This is a genomic window from Streptomyces sp. A0592, assembly GCF_004795115.1.
Lineage (GTDB): Bacteria > Actinomycetota > Actinomycetes > Streptomycetales > Streptomycetaceae > Streptomyces > Streptomyces erythrochromogenes.
The window spans coordinates 25,765-41,757 of the sequence record NZ_SSBM01000025.1 but is presented as its reverse complement, the minus strand read 5'-3'; the positions used below and the strand labels follow the sequence as shown (position 1 = coordinate 41,757).

The 15,993-nt window shown below is 71.6% G+C and carries 14 protein-coding genes and 1 tRNA gene; 5 read left to right on the top strand and 10 right to left on the bottom strand.

Annotation, left to right across the window (positions count from 1 at the left end; all coding sequences use genetic code 11):
• Positions 1-43 precede the first annotated feature (43 nt).
• Positions 44-117 (bottom strand) — tRNA-Met (locus tag E6U81_RS28320).
• A 52-nt stretch (positions 118-169) separates the two neighbouring features.
• Positions 170-3,058 (bottom strand): UPF0182 family protein, encoded by a 2,889-nt coding sequence (locus tag E6U81_RS28315; RefSeq protein ID WP_240804058.1) that lies wholly within the window; start codon positions 3,056-3,058, stop codon positions 170-172.
• A 131-nt stretch (positions 3,059-3,189) separates the two neighbouring features.
• Here E6U81_RS28315 and E6U81_RS28310 point away from each other — a divergent pair, with 131 nt between their 5' ends.
• On the top strand, positions 3,190-3,759 hold the full coding sequence (locus E6U81_RS28310; RefSeq protein WP_136232902.1) for a PPA1309 family protein: 570 nt from the start codon (positions 3,190-3,192) through the stop codon (positions 3,757-3,759).
• 34 nt (positions 3,760-3,793) lie between these two features.
• Here the strand turns inward: E6U81_RS28310 and E6U81_RS28305 are convergent, their stop codons facing one another.
• From E6U81_RS28305 to E6U81_RS28290, 4 genes are all read right to left on the bottom strand, one after another.
• Positions 3,794-4,885 (bottom strand): PDZ domain-containing protein, encoded by a 1,092-nt coding sequence (locus E6U81_RS28305; protein ID WP_136232901.1) that lies wholly within the window; start codon positions 4,883-4,885, stop codon positions 3,794-3,796.
• 157 nt (positions 4,886-5,042) lie between these two features.
• Positions 5,043-5,258, bottom strand: a complete 216-nt coding sequence (locus E6U81_RS28300; protein ID WP_031151570.1) for a hypothetical protein — start codon at positions 5,256-5,258, stop codon at positions 5,043-5,045.
• Positions 5,259-5,423: 165 nt separating this feature from the next.
• Positions 5,424-5,885: a molybdenum cofactor biosynthesis protein MoaE gene (locus E6U81_RS28295; protein WP_136232900.1), complete on the bottom strand. Its 462-nt coding sequence runs from the start codon at positions 5,883-5,885 to the stop codon at positions 5,424-5,426.
• Positions 5,886-5,986: 101 nt separating this feature from the next.
• The gene (locus E6U81_RS28290) at positions 5,987-7,165 is read right to left on the bottom strand and encodes an SDR family oxidoreductase (protein ID WP_136232899.1); all 1,179 of its coding nucleotides are present in this window, start codon (positions 7,163-7,165) and stop codon (positions 5,987-5,989) included.
• Positions 7,166-7,359: 194 nt separating this feature from the next.
• Here E6U81_RS28290 and E6U81_RS28285 point away from each other — a divergent pair, with 194 nt between their 5' ends.
• Entirely contained in the window at positions 7,360-8,778 is a 1,419-nt protein-coding gene (locus E6U81_RS28285; RefSeq protein ID WP_136232898.1) for a zinc-dependent metalloprotease, read from the top strand.
• The gene (locus tag E6U81_RS28280; protein WP_136232897.1) at positions 8,775-9,308 is read left to right on the top strand and encodes an NUDIX hydrolase; all 534 of its coding nucleotides are present in this window, start codon (positions 8,775-8,777) and stop codon (positions 9,306-9,308) included. Before E6U81_RS28285 ends, E6U81_RS28280 begins: the two co-directional genes overlap by 4 nt.
• Positions 9,309-9,364: 56 nt before the next feature.
• Here E6U81_RS28280 and E6U81_RS28275 read toward each other — a convergent pair whose 3' ends face one another.
• The 4 genes from E6U81_RS28275 to E6U81_RS28260 all read right to left on the bottom strand — a co-directional run bounded on the left by E6U81_RS28275 (position 9,365) and on the right by E6U81_RS28260 (position 13,204).
• Complete coding sequence (locus E6U81_RS28275) at positions 9,365-10,120, bottom strand: AIM24 family protein (protein ID WP_136232896.1); 756 nt, start codon at positions 10,118-10,120, stop codon at positions 9,365-9,367.
• A gap of 17 nt (positions 10,121-10,137) precedes the next feature.
• Complete coding sequence (locus E6U81_RS28270; RefSeq protein ID WP_136232948.1) at positions 10,138-10,818, bottom strand: AIM24 family protein; 681 nt, start codon at positions 10,816-10,818, stop codon at positions 10,138-10,140.
• A gap of 20 nt (positions 10,819-10,838) precedes the next feature.
• Positions 10,839-12,482 (bottom strand): TerD family protein, encoded by a 1,644-nt coding sequence (locus tag E6U81_RS28265; protein ID WP_136232895.1) that lies wholly within the window; start codon positions 12,480-12,482, stop codon positions 10,839-10,841.
• Positions 12,483-12,664: 182 nt separating this feature from the next.
• Positions 12,665-13,204, bottom strand: coding sequence for a M48 family metallopeptidase (locus E6U81_RS28260; RefSeq protein WP_031151554.1), 540 nt, complete (start codon positions 13,202-13,204; stop codon positions 12,665-12,667).
• Positions 13,205-13,426: 222 nt separating this feature from the next.
• Between E6U81_RS28260 and E6U81_RS28255 the strand changes: the two genes are divergently transcribed.
• Both E6U81_RS28255 and E6U81_RS28250 read left to right on the top strand, forming a co-directional pair.
• Positions 13,427-14,581 carry a ThiF family adenylyltransferase gene (locus E6U81_RS28255; RefSeq protein ID WP_136232894.1) on the top strand — a complete coding sequence of 385 codons (1,155 nt, stop codon included), beginning with the start codon at positions 13,427-13,429 and terminating at the stop codon, positions 14,579-14,581.
• 76 nt (positions 14,582-14,657) lie between these two features.
• Positions 14,658-15,986, top strand: coding sequence for an AarF/ABC1/UbiB kinase family protein (locus E6U81_RS28250; RefSeq protein ID WP_136232893.1), 1,329 nt, complete (start codon positions 14,658-14,660; stop codon positions 15,984-15,986).
• The last annotated feature ends 7 nt before the right edge of the window (positions 15,987-15,993 follow it).

The following is a 15,993-nucleotide window of genomic DNA, read 5'->3' as shown; positions in this document are numbered from 1 at the left end:
TGACGAAGGCCCGGATCCCATGGATCCGGGCCTTCGTTTTCAGTAGCGGGGACAGGATTTGAACCTGCGACCTCTGGGTTATGAGCCCAGCGAGCTACCGAGCTGCTCCACCCCGCGTCGGTGAAACCACAGTATCACGACGCGGGACGGAGCCCTCACTCTTTGATCATCAGCCGCCCGAGGGAGGGGGCGAGGCGGGAGGCGTGGCCTTCGCTTCCGCCTCGATCGCCCGCTTCAGCGCGGCCTTGATGTCGTCCTGGGCCTTGCCGAAGGCCGCCCAGTCGCCGGCCTGCCTGGCCTTCTCGGCCTCCTCGATCGCCTTCTGGGCGTCGGAGAGGGCCGCCTTGACCGTCGGGTCCTGGTTGGTCGGGGGCGTGACGGTGCCCTCGCCCGGCGGCTGGGCCGGCGGCACCGGCGTGGTCGGGGCCTCGGCTCCGAAGACCACGTTCAGCGCCTTCTCCAGGGTGTCCTCGAAGGCGGTCTGGTTCCCGTAGGTCACCAGCACCTTGCGCAGCAGCGGGTACTTGAGGCCGGAGCTGCGGACGTAGACCGGCTCGACGTAGAGCATCCCGCCGTCGAGCGGCACCGCGAGCAGGTTGCCGTACTCGATCTCCGAGTCGCCACCGCGCAGCAGGCGGATGGACTCGGCGATCTTCGGCTCGGACTGGAACTTGCTCTGCACCTGGCCGGGGCCCTCCGGCGGCTTGCTGGTGGGCATCTTCAGGATGCGGATCTTGCCGTAGTCGGCAGTGCCCGGATCGGCGTTGACCGACATGAAGGCGCTGAGGTTGGGCCGCTCGTTCGGCGTGAACGTCGTCGTGAGCGAGAAGACCTGGTCCTTCTCCTTCTGCTCCGGCATCTTCATCGACAGGTAGTACGGCGGAACCGCCGTGCCGGCCTTGGTCGTCGGGTCGTCCGGAACGGCCCAGGCCTCACTGCCGCTGAGGAAGGTCTGCGGGTCGGTGACGTGGTACCGGGTCAGCAGCTCGCGCTGGACCTTGAAGAGGTCCTGCGGGTAGCGGAGGTGGTCCATGAGCGGCTTGCCGATCTCGCTCTTGGGCTTCACCGTCCCCGGGAACGCCTTCATCCAGGTCTTCAGGACCGGGTCCTGGGTGTCCCACTGGTACAGGTCGACCGAGCCGTCGTAGGCGTCGACGGTGGCCTTCACCGAGTTGCGGATGTAGTTGACCTGGTTCTCCTGCGCGACCACCGCGCGCTGGCTGTTGGTCAGCGAGTCCGCGGTGGACTGGCCCAGCGTGGTGCGCGAGGCGTACGGGTAGCCGTTGGTGGTCGTGTAGGCGTCGACGATCCACTTGATCCGGCCGTCGATCACGGCCGGGTAGGGCGCGCCGTCGATGGTCAGCCACGGGGCGACGGCCTCGACGCGCTGCTTGGGCGTGCGGTTGTAGAGGATCCGCGAGCCGTCGCCGATGGCGCCCGAGTACAGGATCTGCGGCTCGCTGAAGGCCAGCGCGTAGGCGGCCCGGTTGACCGGGTTGTCCAGATTGACTCCGGAGTCGCCCTTGTAGCTGGTCTCCTTCTCGCCCTTGTCGTCGGAGTAGTCGAGCTCCTTCTGCGGCCCGCCGACGATCGAGTACTGCTTCGTCTGCTCGCCGTAGTAGATCCGCTGCTCGAAGTCCGTGCCGAACATCCCCTTGGAGGGCAGGTCGGACTGAGTGAAGTCGGGGGCGCCGTCCTTCACGGTGGTGCCCTTGGCCGCGACCACGCCGTACCCGTGCGTGTACTTGAAGTGGTCGTTGATCCAGTTGTTCTTCGGGATGCCGCCGATGTTCAGCTCACGCAGGCCGATGACCGTGTCCTGGCCGCTGTACCGGTCGACGGCGAGCGTGGACGGGAAGGCGTAGTAGCCCTTGACCTGCTGCAGCTGCTGGAAGGCGGGCGAGACGATGTTCGGGTCGAGGAGGCGCAGGCTGGCCGTGGTGTCGGCCGCCGAGCGCAGCTTGGTGCGGTCCTCGGTCTGCGGTACGCCCGGGTAGTCCTTGACCTCGGCGCCGGCGATCCCGTAGGCGTCGCGCGTCGCCTTGATGTTCTTCTGGACGTACGGGGATTCCTTGGCCTGCTCGTTCGGCTGGACCTGGAACTTCTGCACGATCGCCGGGTAGAGCCCGCCGATCAGGATCGCCGAGAGCACCATCAGGCCGAAGCCGATCACCGGCAGCTGCCAGGTGCGGCGCCACAGCGTCGCGAAGAACAGCACGGCGCAGATCGCGGCGATGGCGACGAGGATCGTCTTCGCCGGCAGGTAGGCGTTGGCGTCGACGTACCGCAGGCCCGTCCAGTTGTCGGCGGCCTTGAAGTCGCTGGACTTCACGGCGAGGCCGTACCGGTCGAGCCAGTACGCGACCGCCTTGAGCGTCACGAAGAGGCCCAGCAGCACCGAGAGGTGGCCGGTCGCGGCCGCGGTGGCCCGGGCGCCCGGGCTGGTCACGCGCAGTCCGCCGTACAGGTAGTGCACGACGGTCGCGGCGATCACCGACAGGACGACGGCGGCGAAGCCGAAGCCCAGCAGGAAGCGGTACCAGGGCAGGTCGAAGGTGTAGAAGGACACGTCCATCTGGAACTGGGGGTCCTTCGTGCCGAAGGGCACCCCGTTCACGTACATGAGCCAGGTCTTCCACTGACCGGCCGCCGAGGCTCCGGCGATCAGGCCGACGAGCACCGAGATGCCCAGGAGCAGCCACTTCTTGTACGGGGCGATGCTCATCCGGTAGCGGTCGAGGCTCTGCTGCTCCATCGACATCGCGCTGAGCGGCGGCCGCAGCCGGTGCGCCAGCCAGATGTTCAGCCCGACCGCACCCGCCATCAGCAGGCCGAAGACGGCGAAGAGGCCGATCTTGGTCCACAGCGTGGTGGTGAAGACGGTGGAGTACTGCACGGAGCGGAACCAGAGCCAGTCCGTCCAGAAGCCAGCGAACATGATGAAGAGCATTCCCAGGACGGCCAGCACGCCCAAGGTCATGAGGAGAGTGCGAGCACGCCGGGAGGGGCGTCCGACTCTCATCCGTGGCCCGGAAGGGCCTCCGCCGCGGTCCGGCATCTGGAAAGCCAAGGTGCGCACCTCGAAAGTCGCTGAGTACTGGTATGGAACGGACCCCCGATCGTAGAGCCCATTCATGCAACTTACTGAGGCTCCGGTCAGTTCCCGGTATGGGGCGGAAAGGAGGCAGGATGTTGTCCATGTCCAACGTTTCGCCTTCCCCCGGCACCCCCATGGCGGCCAGCCCGCTGACCCGCGCCTGTCTCGAGATCGACGAGTACGCGGCCGGCCTCGGCTGGGACAAGCCCGCGCGGCTGTTCGCGCTGGTCGACACCGCCCGGCTCAAGAAGCAGGAGCCGCGCCTGGCCTCCCAGCTCGGCCTCGACACGGACGACGCCGGAAAGAGCTCCCTCACCCCGATCGAGCAGGACACGGTCCCGGCCGGGACCCCCCTCGACAAGTTCCTGGGCACCATCGCCTGGCCCGACGCCGTCGTCGGGTGTGCGCTGACCGTCGAGCGCCTGATGCTGCCGCCGTCCGCGGAGGCGTCCGTGCCGGAGGGCCTGAGCGACAAGCAGCTGTCGAAGTGGGTCGCCTCGCACCCGGAGCGCCAGGAGGTCCGGATCACCGTGGCCGTGCTGCGCGACGGCTCGCGGGAGTCCGCCGTACGGCTGCGCGAGAAGGACTCCTCGACGGAGGTCCTCACCGGCGGGGGCCTGGTGCCGGGCCTGGCCGAGGCCCTGGCGGCGACTTTCGCCTAGAGGGCCCGGAGCGGGATCCGGCCGGGCGGACCGGTCAGGGCTTGGCGCTGCACTGCGGCAGCCCGGCCGTGTCCCCCTTGCTGATCTTCTGCAGCGACTTCGTGGCGTCGTCGATGGTGGAGACCTTCACCAGCGTCAGCCCGTCCGGCACGTTGGAGGCCGCGGAGGCGCAGTTGTCGGCGGGGGTGAGGAAGTACTGCGCCCCGGCCTTGCGGGCGCCGATGGTCTTCATCTGGATGCCGCCGATCGGACCGACCTTGCCGGCGTCGTCGATCGTGCCGGTGCCGGCGACGAACTTCCCGCCGGTCAGGTCCTCCGGGGTCAGCTTGTCGACGATGCCCAGCGCGAACATCAGCCCGGCGCTCGGGCCGCCGACGTCGGCGAGCTTGATGTCGATCGTGAACGGGAAGGTGTGGTCGCTGCCGGCCCGGATGCCGACGATGGCACGGCCGTCGCCCTCCGCCTTGCCGGCGGTGATCGTGACCTTGGAGGTGCCGGTGGGCTCGCGGCCTTCCTTCGCCGCCGCGGCGGCGTCGGCGGCGGGCACGATGGTGAACTCGACCGGTTCGCCGGGCTTGTGCTTGGTGACGAGCTTGGCCACGTCCTCGGGGGCGTTGACGGGGGCGCCGTCCACGGCCTTGACCACGTCACCGGCGTGCAGCCGGCCCTCGGAGGGGCTGTCCTTGACCACGGAGGCGACGATCACGCGGGGTGTGACCGGGATGCCGAGCTGCTTGAGCGCCGCGACCTTGGCGCTCTGCTGCGACTGGCTGAACTCCTCGGCGTTCTCCTGGGTGGACTCCGCGTCGGTCTTGCCGTTCGGGTAGAGGTTCTCGTGCGGGACGACGATGTTGTCGCCGGCCAGCCACCCGTAGACGGCCTCCACCAGGTTCATGTCGTAGTCGGCGCCCGTGACGCGGACCGTCGTCATGTTGAGGTGACCGCTGGTCGGGTACGTCTTGCGCCCCGAGATGTTGAGGACCGGCGCGCCGTGCGAGTCCCCGAGCGTGTTCACGGTCGGGCCGGGGCTCATCTCGGAGTACGGGACCTTGATGAACACCCCTGCGCAGAGCAGCGCGAACAGCACCAGGGTGGAGGCGAGCATCGTCGCGGTGCGGCGTGGCATGGATCCGACAGTACGGGACGGCCCCGGCGAGCGGCCCTCGGGGCCGGTCCGTACGGGGTCCGTGCGCGAAACTCTCAGCGAAATCTCAGCGGAAGCCCGCGGGGTGGGCGGTGCGGAGCGGGAGCGGGGCGGGACGCCCCGCGCCGGGCGGACGGCGTCAGACGGCGTCGGAGGCGGAAGCCGCCTCGGCCTTCGCCCTGACCTGGTCGGCGTTGCCGTGACCCTGGCCGTTGCCCATGGCTTCACGGAACCGTGCGTAGCCCGCGAGCTCGGATATGTCTCCTTGCGTGCGGTCGCGTGCCGCCCAGCTGCCCCATATCGCCGCGCCGATTGCGGCGACGAGCGGAATCAGCAACCACGCCAGAGATGCCATGGGCGTGCCTCCCTGCCCCGAAGTGCGTTTCGTTGGTGGCTTCAACGCTCGTGCCCGTGGGGGGGTTACGCAAATCGAGGGCGTGTTGCGCGGCCGAACGGGTGTGAGGGTACCCGCCCGCCGATCACGCTCCGCGACCGGGGTCGGTCCGCCCGGCCGCTGCCGTCAGCAGGCGCCGACCCACTCCTCCGAGCCGTCCGCGAACGTCTGGTGCTTCCAGATCGGGACCTCGTGCTTGAGGTCGTCGATCAGCATCCGGCAGGCCTCGAAGGCCTCCCCGCGGTGCGGGCAGGAGACGGCGACGACCACGGCCAGGTCGCCCACGGCGAGGTCGCCCACGCGGTGCACGGCGGCCAGGGCGCGGACCGGGTACTTGGCCACGACGCGCTCGGCGATCCGGCGCATCTCGGCCTGCGCCGTCGGGTGGCAGGAATAGCCGAGGGACTCGACGTCCGCCCCGCCGTCGTGGTTGCGCACCGTGCCGACGAAGAGCGTCGTGCCGCCCGTGGCGTCGTCGCCGACGGCCCGGAAGACCTCGTCGATCGAGAGCGGGGTGTCACGGATCTCGAGCAGCCGGACGGGGTCCTGGGCGGCCTGCTCGCCGGGGTGGTCGAAGTGCGGTGCCATACCGTCCATCGTGCCCTAGCCGCTGACAGGGCGAAATAGCTGAATCGCCCGGCCCGCGGCGCCGGCCTTGGGAGCCTCCTACAGGATCCGGCGCCGCGGGATCAGATCCCGCGGCGCTTGCGGGCCAGGCGGACCGCGGCGGCCGCGCCGAGCAGGGCCACCGTCGCGCCCGCCGCACCGGCGGCCGTGGCGGCGTCCCTGCGGCCGAGCCGTCGGCCGGCGACGGTGTGGCGGCCCGCGACCTCCTGGAGGAGCTCGGCGAGGACCTCCTCGTTGGTCCAGCGCGGCCGCCAGCCGGCCGCGTGCAGGCCGCTGACGCTGACCACCCAGGGGTGCATCGTGTACGCGAGGTCGCCGGCCGGGGAGGGGGTCAGGCCGATGCGGTGCAGGCGGGCCGCGGCGCCCAGCGCGACCGCCGAGGGCAGCTCCATGCGGCGGATGCCGCTCAGCTCCTCGACCTCCTCCTGCTCCAGCCACCCCTCGCAGCCCACGGCCAGCTCGCCCTCGACCTTCTCCAGAGCCGCGTACTCCAGGGCGCTGACCAGGTCCTCCACGTGGCAGAACTGCCAGGTGGGACGGGATCCCGCGACCACGAGCAGGCGCGGGGACTCGAAGTACCGGGTCAGGGCGGTGTCGGTGCCGCCGACCAGGACCGCGGGGCGGACCACGGTGACGTTGAGCCCGGGGTGGGCGCGGGGCGCCCGGCGGCCGAGGCGCTCGATCTCCAGCAGGTCGCCGACGCCGGTCGCCTCGGCGGTGGCCCGCAGCTCGGAGTCCTCCGACAGCGGGATGTCGTTGTCGGGCAGGGCCCCGTAGACCATCGCGGAGGTGCACAGCACGACGCGGTGCACGCCGGCCGCGGCGGCCGCCGTGAGGACGGTCTGGGTCCCGCGCACGTTGTAGGCCGTGCGGGCCGCCGGGTCCGTCTCCAGGTCGAGGTCGAGGGCGAGGTGGACGACGACGTCCGCGCCGCGCAGCTTCTCGGCGATCGCGGGGTCCCGTACGTCGAGTACGTGCCACTGCGCGGCCGCGCAGTCCCCGCGCCGCTCGTCGATGGCGACGACCTGCTTGACCTCGTCGGAGGCGGCGAGGCGGCTCACGAGGGCCGCGCCGACGCCCGAGGCGGCACCGGTCACGGCGATCACGGGGCTGGGCCGGCGGGGGCCCTCCGGGTTTCGCGGCTGGCGAACGCCGGGGGCGCCGTCGCCGTGCTCGGGGCGGTCGTCGTCCTGCGTAGCGCGGTTGCGCTCATCCGAAACGTGCGGATCTGGGGAACTCACCGGGCGTCTCCAGCGGTTGTCTTCAGTAGGGACGCGCCGTGACGCGTACCCACCAGGTGATGTCCATCCTGCCGCAGCCCAGGAGTCGGCGGAGCACCGAGCCCGGATGCGGGCTGCGGTGTCTACGCTGGGTGGTGTTGTCGGGACCATTGCCCGTCGGCTCCCGCCGACGGCCCTACGAGCCGAGGAAACCCGTGAGCGACACCCCATTCGGATTCGGCCTTCCGCCGGAGGAGCCGGACAACGGCGACGAAGGCAAGAAGAAGGGCAACCAGGGCGGTCAGGGCGGCCCCGCGAATCCCTTCGGGTTCCCCGGCATGGGGCTGCCGGGCGCCGGTGGCCCCGGTGGCGCGGACAATCCCTTCGCCGCGATGTTCGGTTCCATGAACCCGAACGACCTCGGTGCGGCCTTCCAGCAGCTCGGCCAGATGCTCAGCTACGAGGGCGGTCCCGTGAACTGGGACATGGCCAAGGACATCGCCCGCCAGACCGTCGCGCAGGGCACGGCGGACGGCGTGAAGGACACGAGCGTCGGCATCGCCGAGAAGTCGGCCGTGGAGGAGGCCGTGCGCCTGGCCGACCACTGGCTGGACGGCGTGACCTCGCTGCCCTCCGGTGCCACCACGGCCGTGGCGTGGAGTCGCGCCGAGTGGGTCGAGGCCACCCTCCCGGTGTGGAAGGAGCTCGTCGACCCGGTCGCCGAGCGCGTCGGCGCGGCCATGGGCAGCGTGCTGCCCGAGGAGATGCAGGCCATGGCGGGCCCGCTGCTGGGCATGATGCGCTCCATGGGCGGGGCCATGTTCGGCCAGCAGATCGGGCAGGCCGTCGGCGTCCTCGCCGGCGAGGTCGTCGGCTCGACCGACATCGGGCTGCCCCTGGGCCCTGCGGGCAAGGCCGCGCTGCTCCCGCTGAACATCGAGGGCTTCGGCAAGGATCTCGGCGTTCCCTCGGACGAGGTGCGGCTGTACCTGGCGCTGCGCGAGGCGGCCCACGCCCGGCTCTTCGCGCACGTCCCGTGGCTGCGCTCGCACCTGTTCGGAGCCGTCGAGGGCTACGCCCGCGGCATCAAGGTGGACACCTCGAAGCTGGAGGACGTGGTCGGGCAGCTGGACCCGTCCAACCCGGAGCAGCTGCAGGAGGCCCTGCAGGGCGGCATGTTCCAGCCGCAGGACACCCCCGAGCAGAAGGCCGCCCTGGCCCGCCTGGAGACGGCGCTCGCGCTGGTCGAGGGCTGGGTCGACGCGGTGGTGCACGAGGCCGCCAAGCCGCGGCTGGCCTCGGCGGACGCGATGCGCGAGACCATGCGCCGGCGGCGCGCCTCGGGCGGCCCGGCGGAGCAGACCTTCGCGACGCTGATCGGCCTGGAGCTGCGGCCGCGCCGGCTGCGCGACGCCTCCCGCCTGTGGGCGTCGCTGACCGACGCGCGCGGTGTCGACGGCCGCGACGGGCTGTGGGAGCACCCGGACATGCTGCCGACGGCCTCCGACCTGGACGACCCGGACGGCTTCGTGCACCGCGAGCAGCTGGACTTCTCCGAGATCGACAAGATGCTCGGCGAAGCCGCCGAGAAGCGCGGTCAGCAGGGCGAGGACGAGGGCGAAGAGAACAAGTGAGCCTCTACGACGACGCGGTCCTGGTCCTGAAGGGCTACGAGGACCAGACCGAGCTGCGCGACCTCTACCTGGAGCACCTGGCCGCCCACCCGGACGGGGTCTACAAGCCCTGCACGGCGGGGCACGTCACGGGCAGTGCGCTCGTGATCGACCCGGTGGAGAAGCGGGTGCTGCTGACCCTGCACAAGAAGCTGGGCATGTGGCTGCAGATGGGCGGCCACTGCGAGCCCGGTGACACGACGATGGCGGACGTGGCCCTGCGCGAGGCCCGCGAGGAGTCCGGCATCGAGCACGGTCTGACCCTGGTGCCCGGCGGCCCCGTGCGCCTGGACCGGCACCCCATCCCGGCGCCCTGCAACTGGCACCTGGACGTGCAGTACGCGGCGCTGGCGCCGGCCGGCGCGGTGGCGGAGGTCAGCGAGGAGTCCCTGGACGTGCGCTGGTTCCCGTACGAGGAGGTGGCCTCGGTGGCCGACACCTCGGTCGTCCTGCTGCTGGAGGCGACCCTGGCGCGGCTCGCCGCGCGCTGAGTCAGGGCATGACGAAGGGGCGGTCCCGTACGGGACCGCCCCTTTCGCCGTCCTGGTCAGTTCCAGGCGTTGTTCTGGTTCTGGGCGTGGGCGCCCTGCTGGCCCATGCCGAACTGCGCGGCGACGCCCTGTCCGATCTGGGCGTTCTGCGGCGGCAGCGCCTCGCTGGGCTGCACCAGCGCGATGCCGGTGCCGAGGAAGCTGAGCTCCCAGCCCTCGCCGGTGTTGCCGCGGCGCCGCCAGACGCCGCTGGAGTGCGTCTGCGCCTGCATCTGCACCCGCAGCGAGGTGGACCAGGCGACGATGGCGTCCGCGTCGACGTTGACGTACTTGTCGGGCGTGACGTGCATCATCAGCGGCTGCCCGGAGGTCATCAGGGCGACCTTGCCGCGGCCGGAGATGTTGAGCTGGTACTTGCCGGATCCGGAGATCCCGTACTGGCTGTCCACCGCGATGACCTCGGTGTGCAGCGTGGAGTCCAGGGCCAGGACGTAGCTGCTGTCGACCGTCAGGCCCTCCTGGTCGACGTCCACGACGTGGACGTACTGGGCCAGGTTGGCGAGGTAGACCGTGCCCTGGCCGGAGCAGCGCATGAGGTCAAGGCCCTCACCGGTGCGCCGGCGGGCGTTGCGCTGGCCCGTGCTCTGGTACTCGCCGTCGAAGTCGATGATCCCCTGGTAGGCGACCATCGCGCCCTTGCGGGCGAGCACGTCGTCGGAGCCCGTCAGCGAGACCCGCAGCAGCTGCGGGTTCTGGACGGTGTACCGGTCCTGGGACTGCGCCTCTGCGTGGGCGAAAAGTGCGCTCTGCATGATGTGTCCGCTCCCCCTCAGCCCCGGGCCCGAAGCCGGTCGGTGCTGTCCTCGCTGGGCTGTACGACGACGATGCCCTGGCCGGAGAAGGCCATCTGGTAGGCCTCTCCGCTGCCCCGGCCGAGCATGGACGAGGCCTTGAAACTGCGCTTCCCCTTGACCTTCAGGTTCGGCGACCAGGCGACGAGCGCGTCGGGGTCGACGTACGTCTCGTCCTCGCCGCGGCCGCAGTCGACCACGATCGGGGTGCCGCGCGAGGTCAGGGCGACCCAGCCGGTGCCCGCGACCTGGACGTTGAACAGGCCCTGGCCGGCGAACTTCGCCAGGCCCTTGACCCGCTCGACGCCCCACTGGAGGTGCGCGTCGAAGGCGAGCAGGTTGGTGCCGTTGACCGACAGCGAGTCGTTGGCGAGGTTGATGACGACGACGTCGGCGCCGTAGTCGGCGAGGTAGAGGAGGCCGTCGCCGGTGCACTTCATCAGGGGTGCGCCCTCGCCCGTGACCCACTGGGAGGCCATCTGGCGGACGGCCGGCGGGTTGGGCTCGTACTGCACGAAGCCCTCGTAGGCCACCATCGAGCCGGTGCGGGCGAAGAGGTCCTGGCCGCTCTGCATGGCGACCTTGAGCATCGACCGCCCGTGGTTCTCCATGCGGGCCGTGACCGGGGTCGGGGCGAAGCCCGCGAGCTGCTGGTTCATTGCGTTCATGTCGGGCTCCCTCAGACCTCGTACGGCTGGACGACGATGAAGTTGCCGGGAGCGCCGCGGAACTGGAGGTTCACGGTCTCCCCGCTGTGGCCGGGGTAGGCGTTGCGCCGCAGCCGGACCTGGCTGGAGATGATCACCTGCGAGGCGGCCGACCACGCCACGATGGCGTTGCTGTCCGCGAAGGTGGTCGGGGTGACGGGCAGGACCACCGGGATGCCGTGGGTCTTGACGATCACCGTGCCGGTTCCCTGGAACTGCATGGTGAACAGGGCGCCGCCGGGGATGCCGTGGCCCTCGATCCGGCGGACCTCGTGCTGGAGGGACTCGTCGAAGGCGAGGACGTTCTCCGCGGAGACGCAGATGGCGTCGCCCTGGAGCTCGATGGCGTGCAGGTGCGCGCCGTTCTCGGCGAGGAAGACCTGGCCGCGGCCGGTGCAGCGCATCAGCTGCATCTCCTGGCCGGTGGCGTTGCCGACGATGCGGCCGGCGAAGCCGGCGCCCTTGTAGCTGAAGTCGACCTTGCCCTGGTACAGGACCATGCTGCCCTGGCGGGCGAGGACGGCCTGGCCGCCCATCGCGAGGTCCACACGCATGAGCTGCTGGTTCTGCGGGGTCCAGCGGGTGCCGGTCGGGGCCTCCTTGTACGGCTGGAGGGCCGCGGCGAGACCTGCCCCGGGGGCGGCGGCCTGCGGGGCGTGGCCGGGCTGCTGGCCGGGGACCTGGCCCGGGACCTGGCCGTAGCCCGGCTGCTGCCCGTACGGCGCGGGGGCCGGGGCGGGCGGCGGCACCTGGCCCGGGTACTGGCCGGGGACCTGGCCGTACGAGGGCTGCTGCGGCGGCTGACCGTACGGCGCGGGGGCCGGCGGGGCGATGGGCGCGGCCATGGTGGGTGCCGCGTGCACCGGGGCCGGAGCCGCCGGCTGCGGGTACTGCGGAGGCTGGGGGGCGGCCGGAGCGGGAGCCGGGGCGGGCGCGCCGAAGGACGGTGCGGGAGCCGGGGCCTGCGGGGCCGGGGCGGGGGCGCCGAACGACGGGGCCGGAGCGGGGGCGGCCGCCTGCGGGGGCGGGGCGAAGCCGGGGGCGCCGGCCGCCGGGGCCTGCTGCTGCGGCTGCGGCTGCGGCTGCTCCTCGGCGACCTCGCCGCCGAAGTTCTTCAGGAGGGCGTCGAGCCCGCCGTCGAAGCCCTGGCCGACGGCGGCGAAGCGCCACACGTCCTTCAGGTAGAAGTCGCCGAGCATCACGGCCCGCTCGGTGCTGAACTCCGAGCCGTTGAACGCGTACCGGACCACCTCTTCGCCGCCGGCCACGATCCGGATGTAGCCCGGTCCGATCTGCGACATCTGTCCGGCGCCGTCGAGGGTGGCGGTGAAGGACAGCTTGTGGATGGACGCCGGAACACGGTCCAGGGTCACCCGGAAGGATTCCGTGTCGCCGGACTGCGCACCGAGCAGCTGAATGGACTCTTCCGGCGACTTCGGCTGATTGAAGAAGACGAAGTAGCGGTCGTCCGAGAGCTGCTCATTGGCGTCCAGGCCGAAACAGCTGATGTCGAAGGTGAGCCCGGGCCCGGCGATCTGGACGCCTACGTACAGATCGGTGCCCGCCGTGAGATCACTGACCTTGGCCTTGTGGCCGCGTTGGAATTCCCTTGCCATACGTAACGACGTCCCCCATCCCGACTGAGCATTCGTGCCGCACAGGCTAACGGCATCTACCGACATCCGGCCAAGCCGGTACCAACCCGGTACACATCACGCTGTGTGACATGACGGGTGGTAGGGAGACGGTCGGCTCCGCCCGGTCCGCTCCGGCGGGCGCGGTCACTCGGCGGGCGCGGTCACTCCTCGCGGGCGGTGGGTACCTTCGGCAGACGCTCGGCCGCGACCACGCCCTCCAGGTAGCCCCGGGCCCGCTCGGTGCGCGGGTACGCCTCCAGCAGCTCCCAGAAGCGGGGGCCGTGCCCGGGCACGAGGAGGTGGGCCAGCTCGTGCAGGAGCACGTAGTCGACGACGTACTCGGGCATGCCCTGGAGGCGGTGCGAGAGCCGGATGCTGCCCTCGGCCGGGGTGCAGGAGCCCCAGCGGGTGTTCTGGTTGGTGACCCAGCGGACCGAGCGGGGGCGGGCGCGGCCGTCGAAGTACTGCTCGGACAAACGCTCGGCGCGCTCGGTGAGTTCCGCGTCCCCGAGGGTGCGTTTGCTCTCCTGGGCAGCCAGCTTGTCGAGCATGACGCCCACCCAGCGCTGCTCCTCCGCCTCGGACATCCGGGCAGGGATGAGGACGACCGTACGGTCACCCTCGCGATAGGCGGATACGGTCCTGCGGCGGCGCGCGCTCCGGCGGACTTCGACGGCGCGCTGCGGTGGGTCGGCGGACACGCCACGACGTTACCCGGTGTCGGTGGCGGAAGTCCCGCTCGTCCGGGGTTCGAACACGGGTGGTTCGCAGCCGGCGTCCGAAGCGGCATTGCTCTTCATCTCATATGCCGAATACCTGCTGCCTGTGGACAAATTCCCACGCGGATTCCGGCGGAGGGGCACTGTTGCCGGGGAGCGGGAAAGGGGCGGCGCGGGTCCGCACGGATATCGAGGGGGTCGGACATGTTTCCGAGGGTGAAGCCGGCACTGGCACGGGCCTGGCGGGATCTGCAGACGGTGCAGTTCGGGGTGACGCCGGCGCATGCGGTGGTGCTCGGGCCCGTGGACACGGCGACGGGCGCGCTCATCGACCGCATCGACGGGACGCGGGGGATGGATCTGCTCCGGGCCGAGGCCACGCGGATGGGGCTGCCGGACGGCCTGGCCGACGCCCTGGTCAGGCGACTGGCCGGGGCCGGTCTGCTCGACGACGCCACCGCGGGCGGCCCGCGGGCGCAGGCCCTGCGCAGGCATCCGGAGACCCTGGAGCGGCTGGGCCCGGACCTGGGTTCGCTCTCGCTGGTCCACCGGGAGCCCGGCGGGGACTTAGGGAGGATCGCGGCGCGCCGGGCGATACGGGTCCGGGTGCGCGGGAGCGGCCGGGTGGGCGCCGTGATCGCGGCGGTCCTGGCGGGAGCGGGCGTGGGGCGGGTCGAGGTGCTCGACGGGGGCCGGGTGGAGCCGGGCGATGTGGCACCGGGCGGGCTGGGCCCCGCGAGCGTGGGCCGGATGCGGACCGAGGCCGCGGCGGCCGTGGTCCGCTCCGCGGCCCCGGGTCCTGGTCCGCGGGCCGGCGAGGAGGAGGGGCCGGAGCCCGGGCTGGCCCTGGTGGTGGTCGCGCCGAGGGACGGGCTGCACGCCTGGGCCCCGGATCCGGACACGGCGGCCGACTGGGTCGCCTCCGGGATTCCCCACCTGTACGCCGGGGTGCTGGAGGGGACGGGGCTGGTGGGGCCGCTGGTGCTGCCGGGCACGACGGCGTGCGCCGGGTGCATGGAGCGCGACCGCGTGGACCGGGACGCGGCCTGGCCGAGGATGCTCGTGCAGTGGCGCTCCTCGCACCGCCGCCGCGGGAGCGCCTCCTGCGACCTGGGCCTGTCCACCGCGGTGGCCGGGCTGGCCGCGGCCCATGCGCTCGCCTTCCTCGACGGGCAGCTGCCCGCCTCCACGGGCTCCCGCTGGGAGGCGGCCCTGCCCGCCCTCCACTGGGAGGCGGCCCCGGTCCGCCCCCACCCCGACTGCCCGTGCGGCGCGGCCGCGGAGCCCGCGCAGCGGCTCCAGCCGGCCGGGCGGGCCCCGGGAAGAGGATCGGGAGCGGACCCGCCGGGAGGGCCGTGACAGGATGCTTCGGGACCGAGGGTTTCTGCCGAACCGCCGCTTGCGGCGCAGCTGTCTGGGAAATGGAGGGGGCGGCATGTCTGATCTTCCCCGGAAGGCGGTCACCCGTACCGTCAAGCTGGCCGCGCTGCCGATCGGCATCGCGGGTCGGGTCACCTGGGGCCTGGGCAAGCGGATCGGCGGCAAGTCCGCCGAGATCGTGGCCCGCGAGCTCCAGCAGCGCACCGCCGAGCAGTTGTTCCGCACTCTGGGAGAACTGAAGGGCGGCGCGATGAAGTTCGGGCAGGCCCTGTCGGTCTTCGAGTCGGCGCTGCCCGAGGAGGTCGCGGGGCCCTACCGGGCGGCGCTGACCAAGCTCCAGGAGGCGGCTCCGCCGCTGCCCGCGGCGACGGTGCACCAGGTGCTGGCGGACCGTCTGGGTGCGGACTGGCGGGACCTGTTCGAGGAGTTCGAGGACAAGCCGGCCGCGGCGGCGTCGATCGGGCAGGTGCACCGGGCGGTGTGGCACGACGGCCGGCAGGTGGCGGTCAAGGTCCAGTACCCGGGGGCGGGCGAGGCGCTGCTGTCGGACCTGAAGCAGTTGGGCCGGTTCGCGGGGCTGCTGGGGCCGCTGGTTCCCGGCATGGAGATCAAGCCCCTGATCAAGGAGTTGCGCGACCGGGTCTCGGAGGAGCTCGACTACGAGCTGGAGGCCGAGGCCCAGCGGACGCACGCGGACGCCTTCGTGGACGATCCGGACGTGGTCGTCCCCGACGTCGTGCACCAGGGCGACCAGGTGCTCGTGACCGAGTGGATGGACGGGACCCCGCTGTCGGAGGTGATCGCCGACGGCACCGAGGAGGAGCGCGACCGCGCCGGGCAGCTGCTGGCCCGGTTCCTCTTCTCCGGTCCCGCGCGCACCGGTCTGCTGCACGCCGACCCGCACCCGGGCAACTTCCGGCTGATACCGGGGGCGGATGGCCGGATGCGGCTGGGCGTCCTGGACTTCGGCACGGTCGACCGGCTGCCCGGGGGCTGGCCCAAGCCCATCGGCAGGTCCCTGCGGATGACGCTGGACGGCGATGCCGAGGGGGTCTACGGCCACCTGTGCGCCGAGGGGTTCGTGAAGGAGTCCGTCGAGCTGGACCCGGACGCCGTGCTGGACTACCTGAAGCCGATCATCGAACCTGCCGAGGCCGAGGAGTTCACCTTCACCCGTCCGTGGCTGCGCGGTCAGGCGGCGCGGATCGCCGATCCCCGCTCCCCCGCGCACCAGTTGGGCCGGCAGATCAACCTGCCGCCCTCGTACCTGCTGATCCACCGGGTGACTCTGAGCACCATCGGCGTGCTGTGCCAGCTGGGCGCGACGGTGCGGCTGCGCGACGAACTGGACACCTGGCTGCCCGGGTTCGCCTCCGCCGAGTGACGGCGCC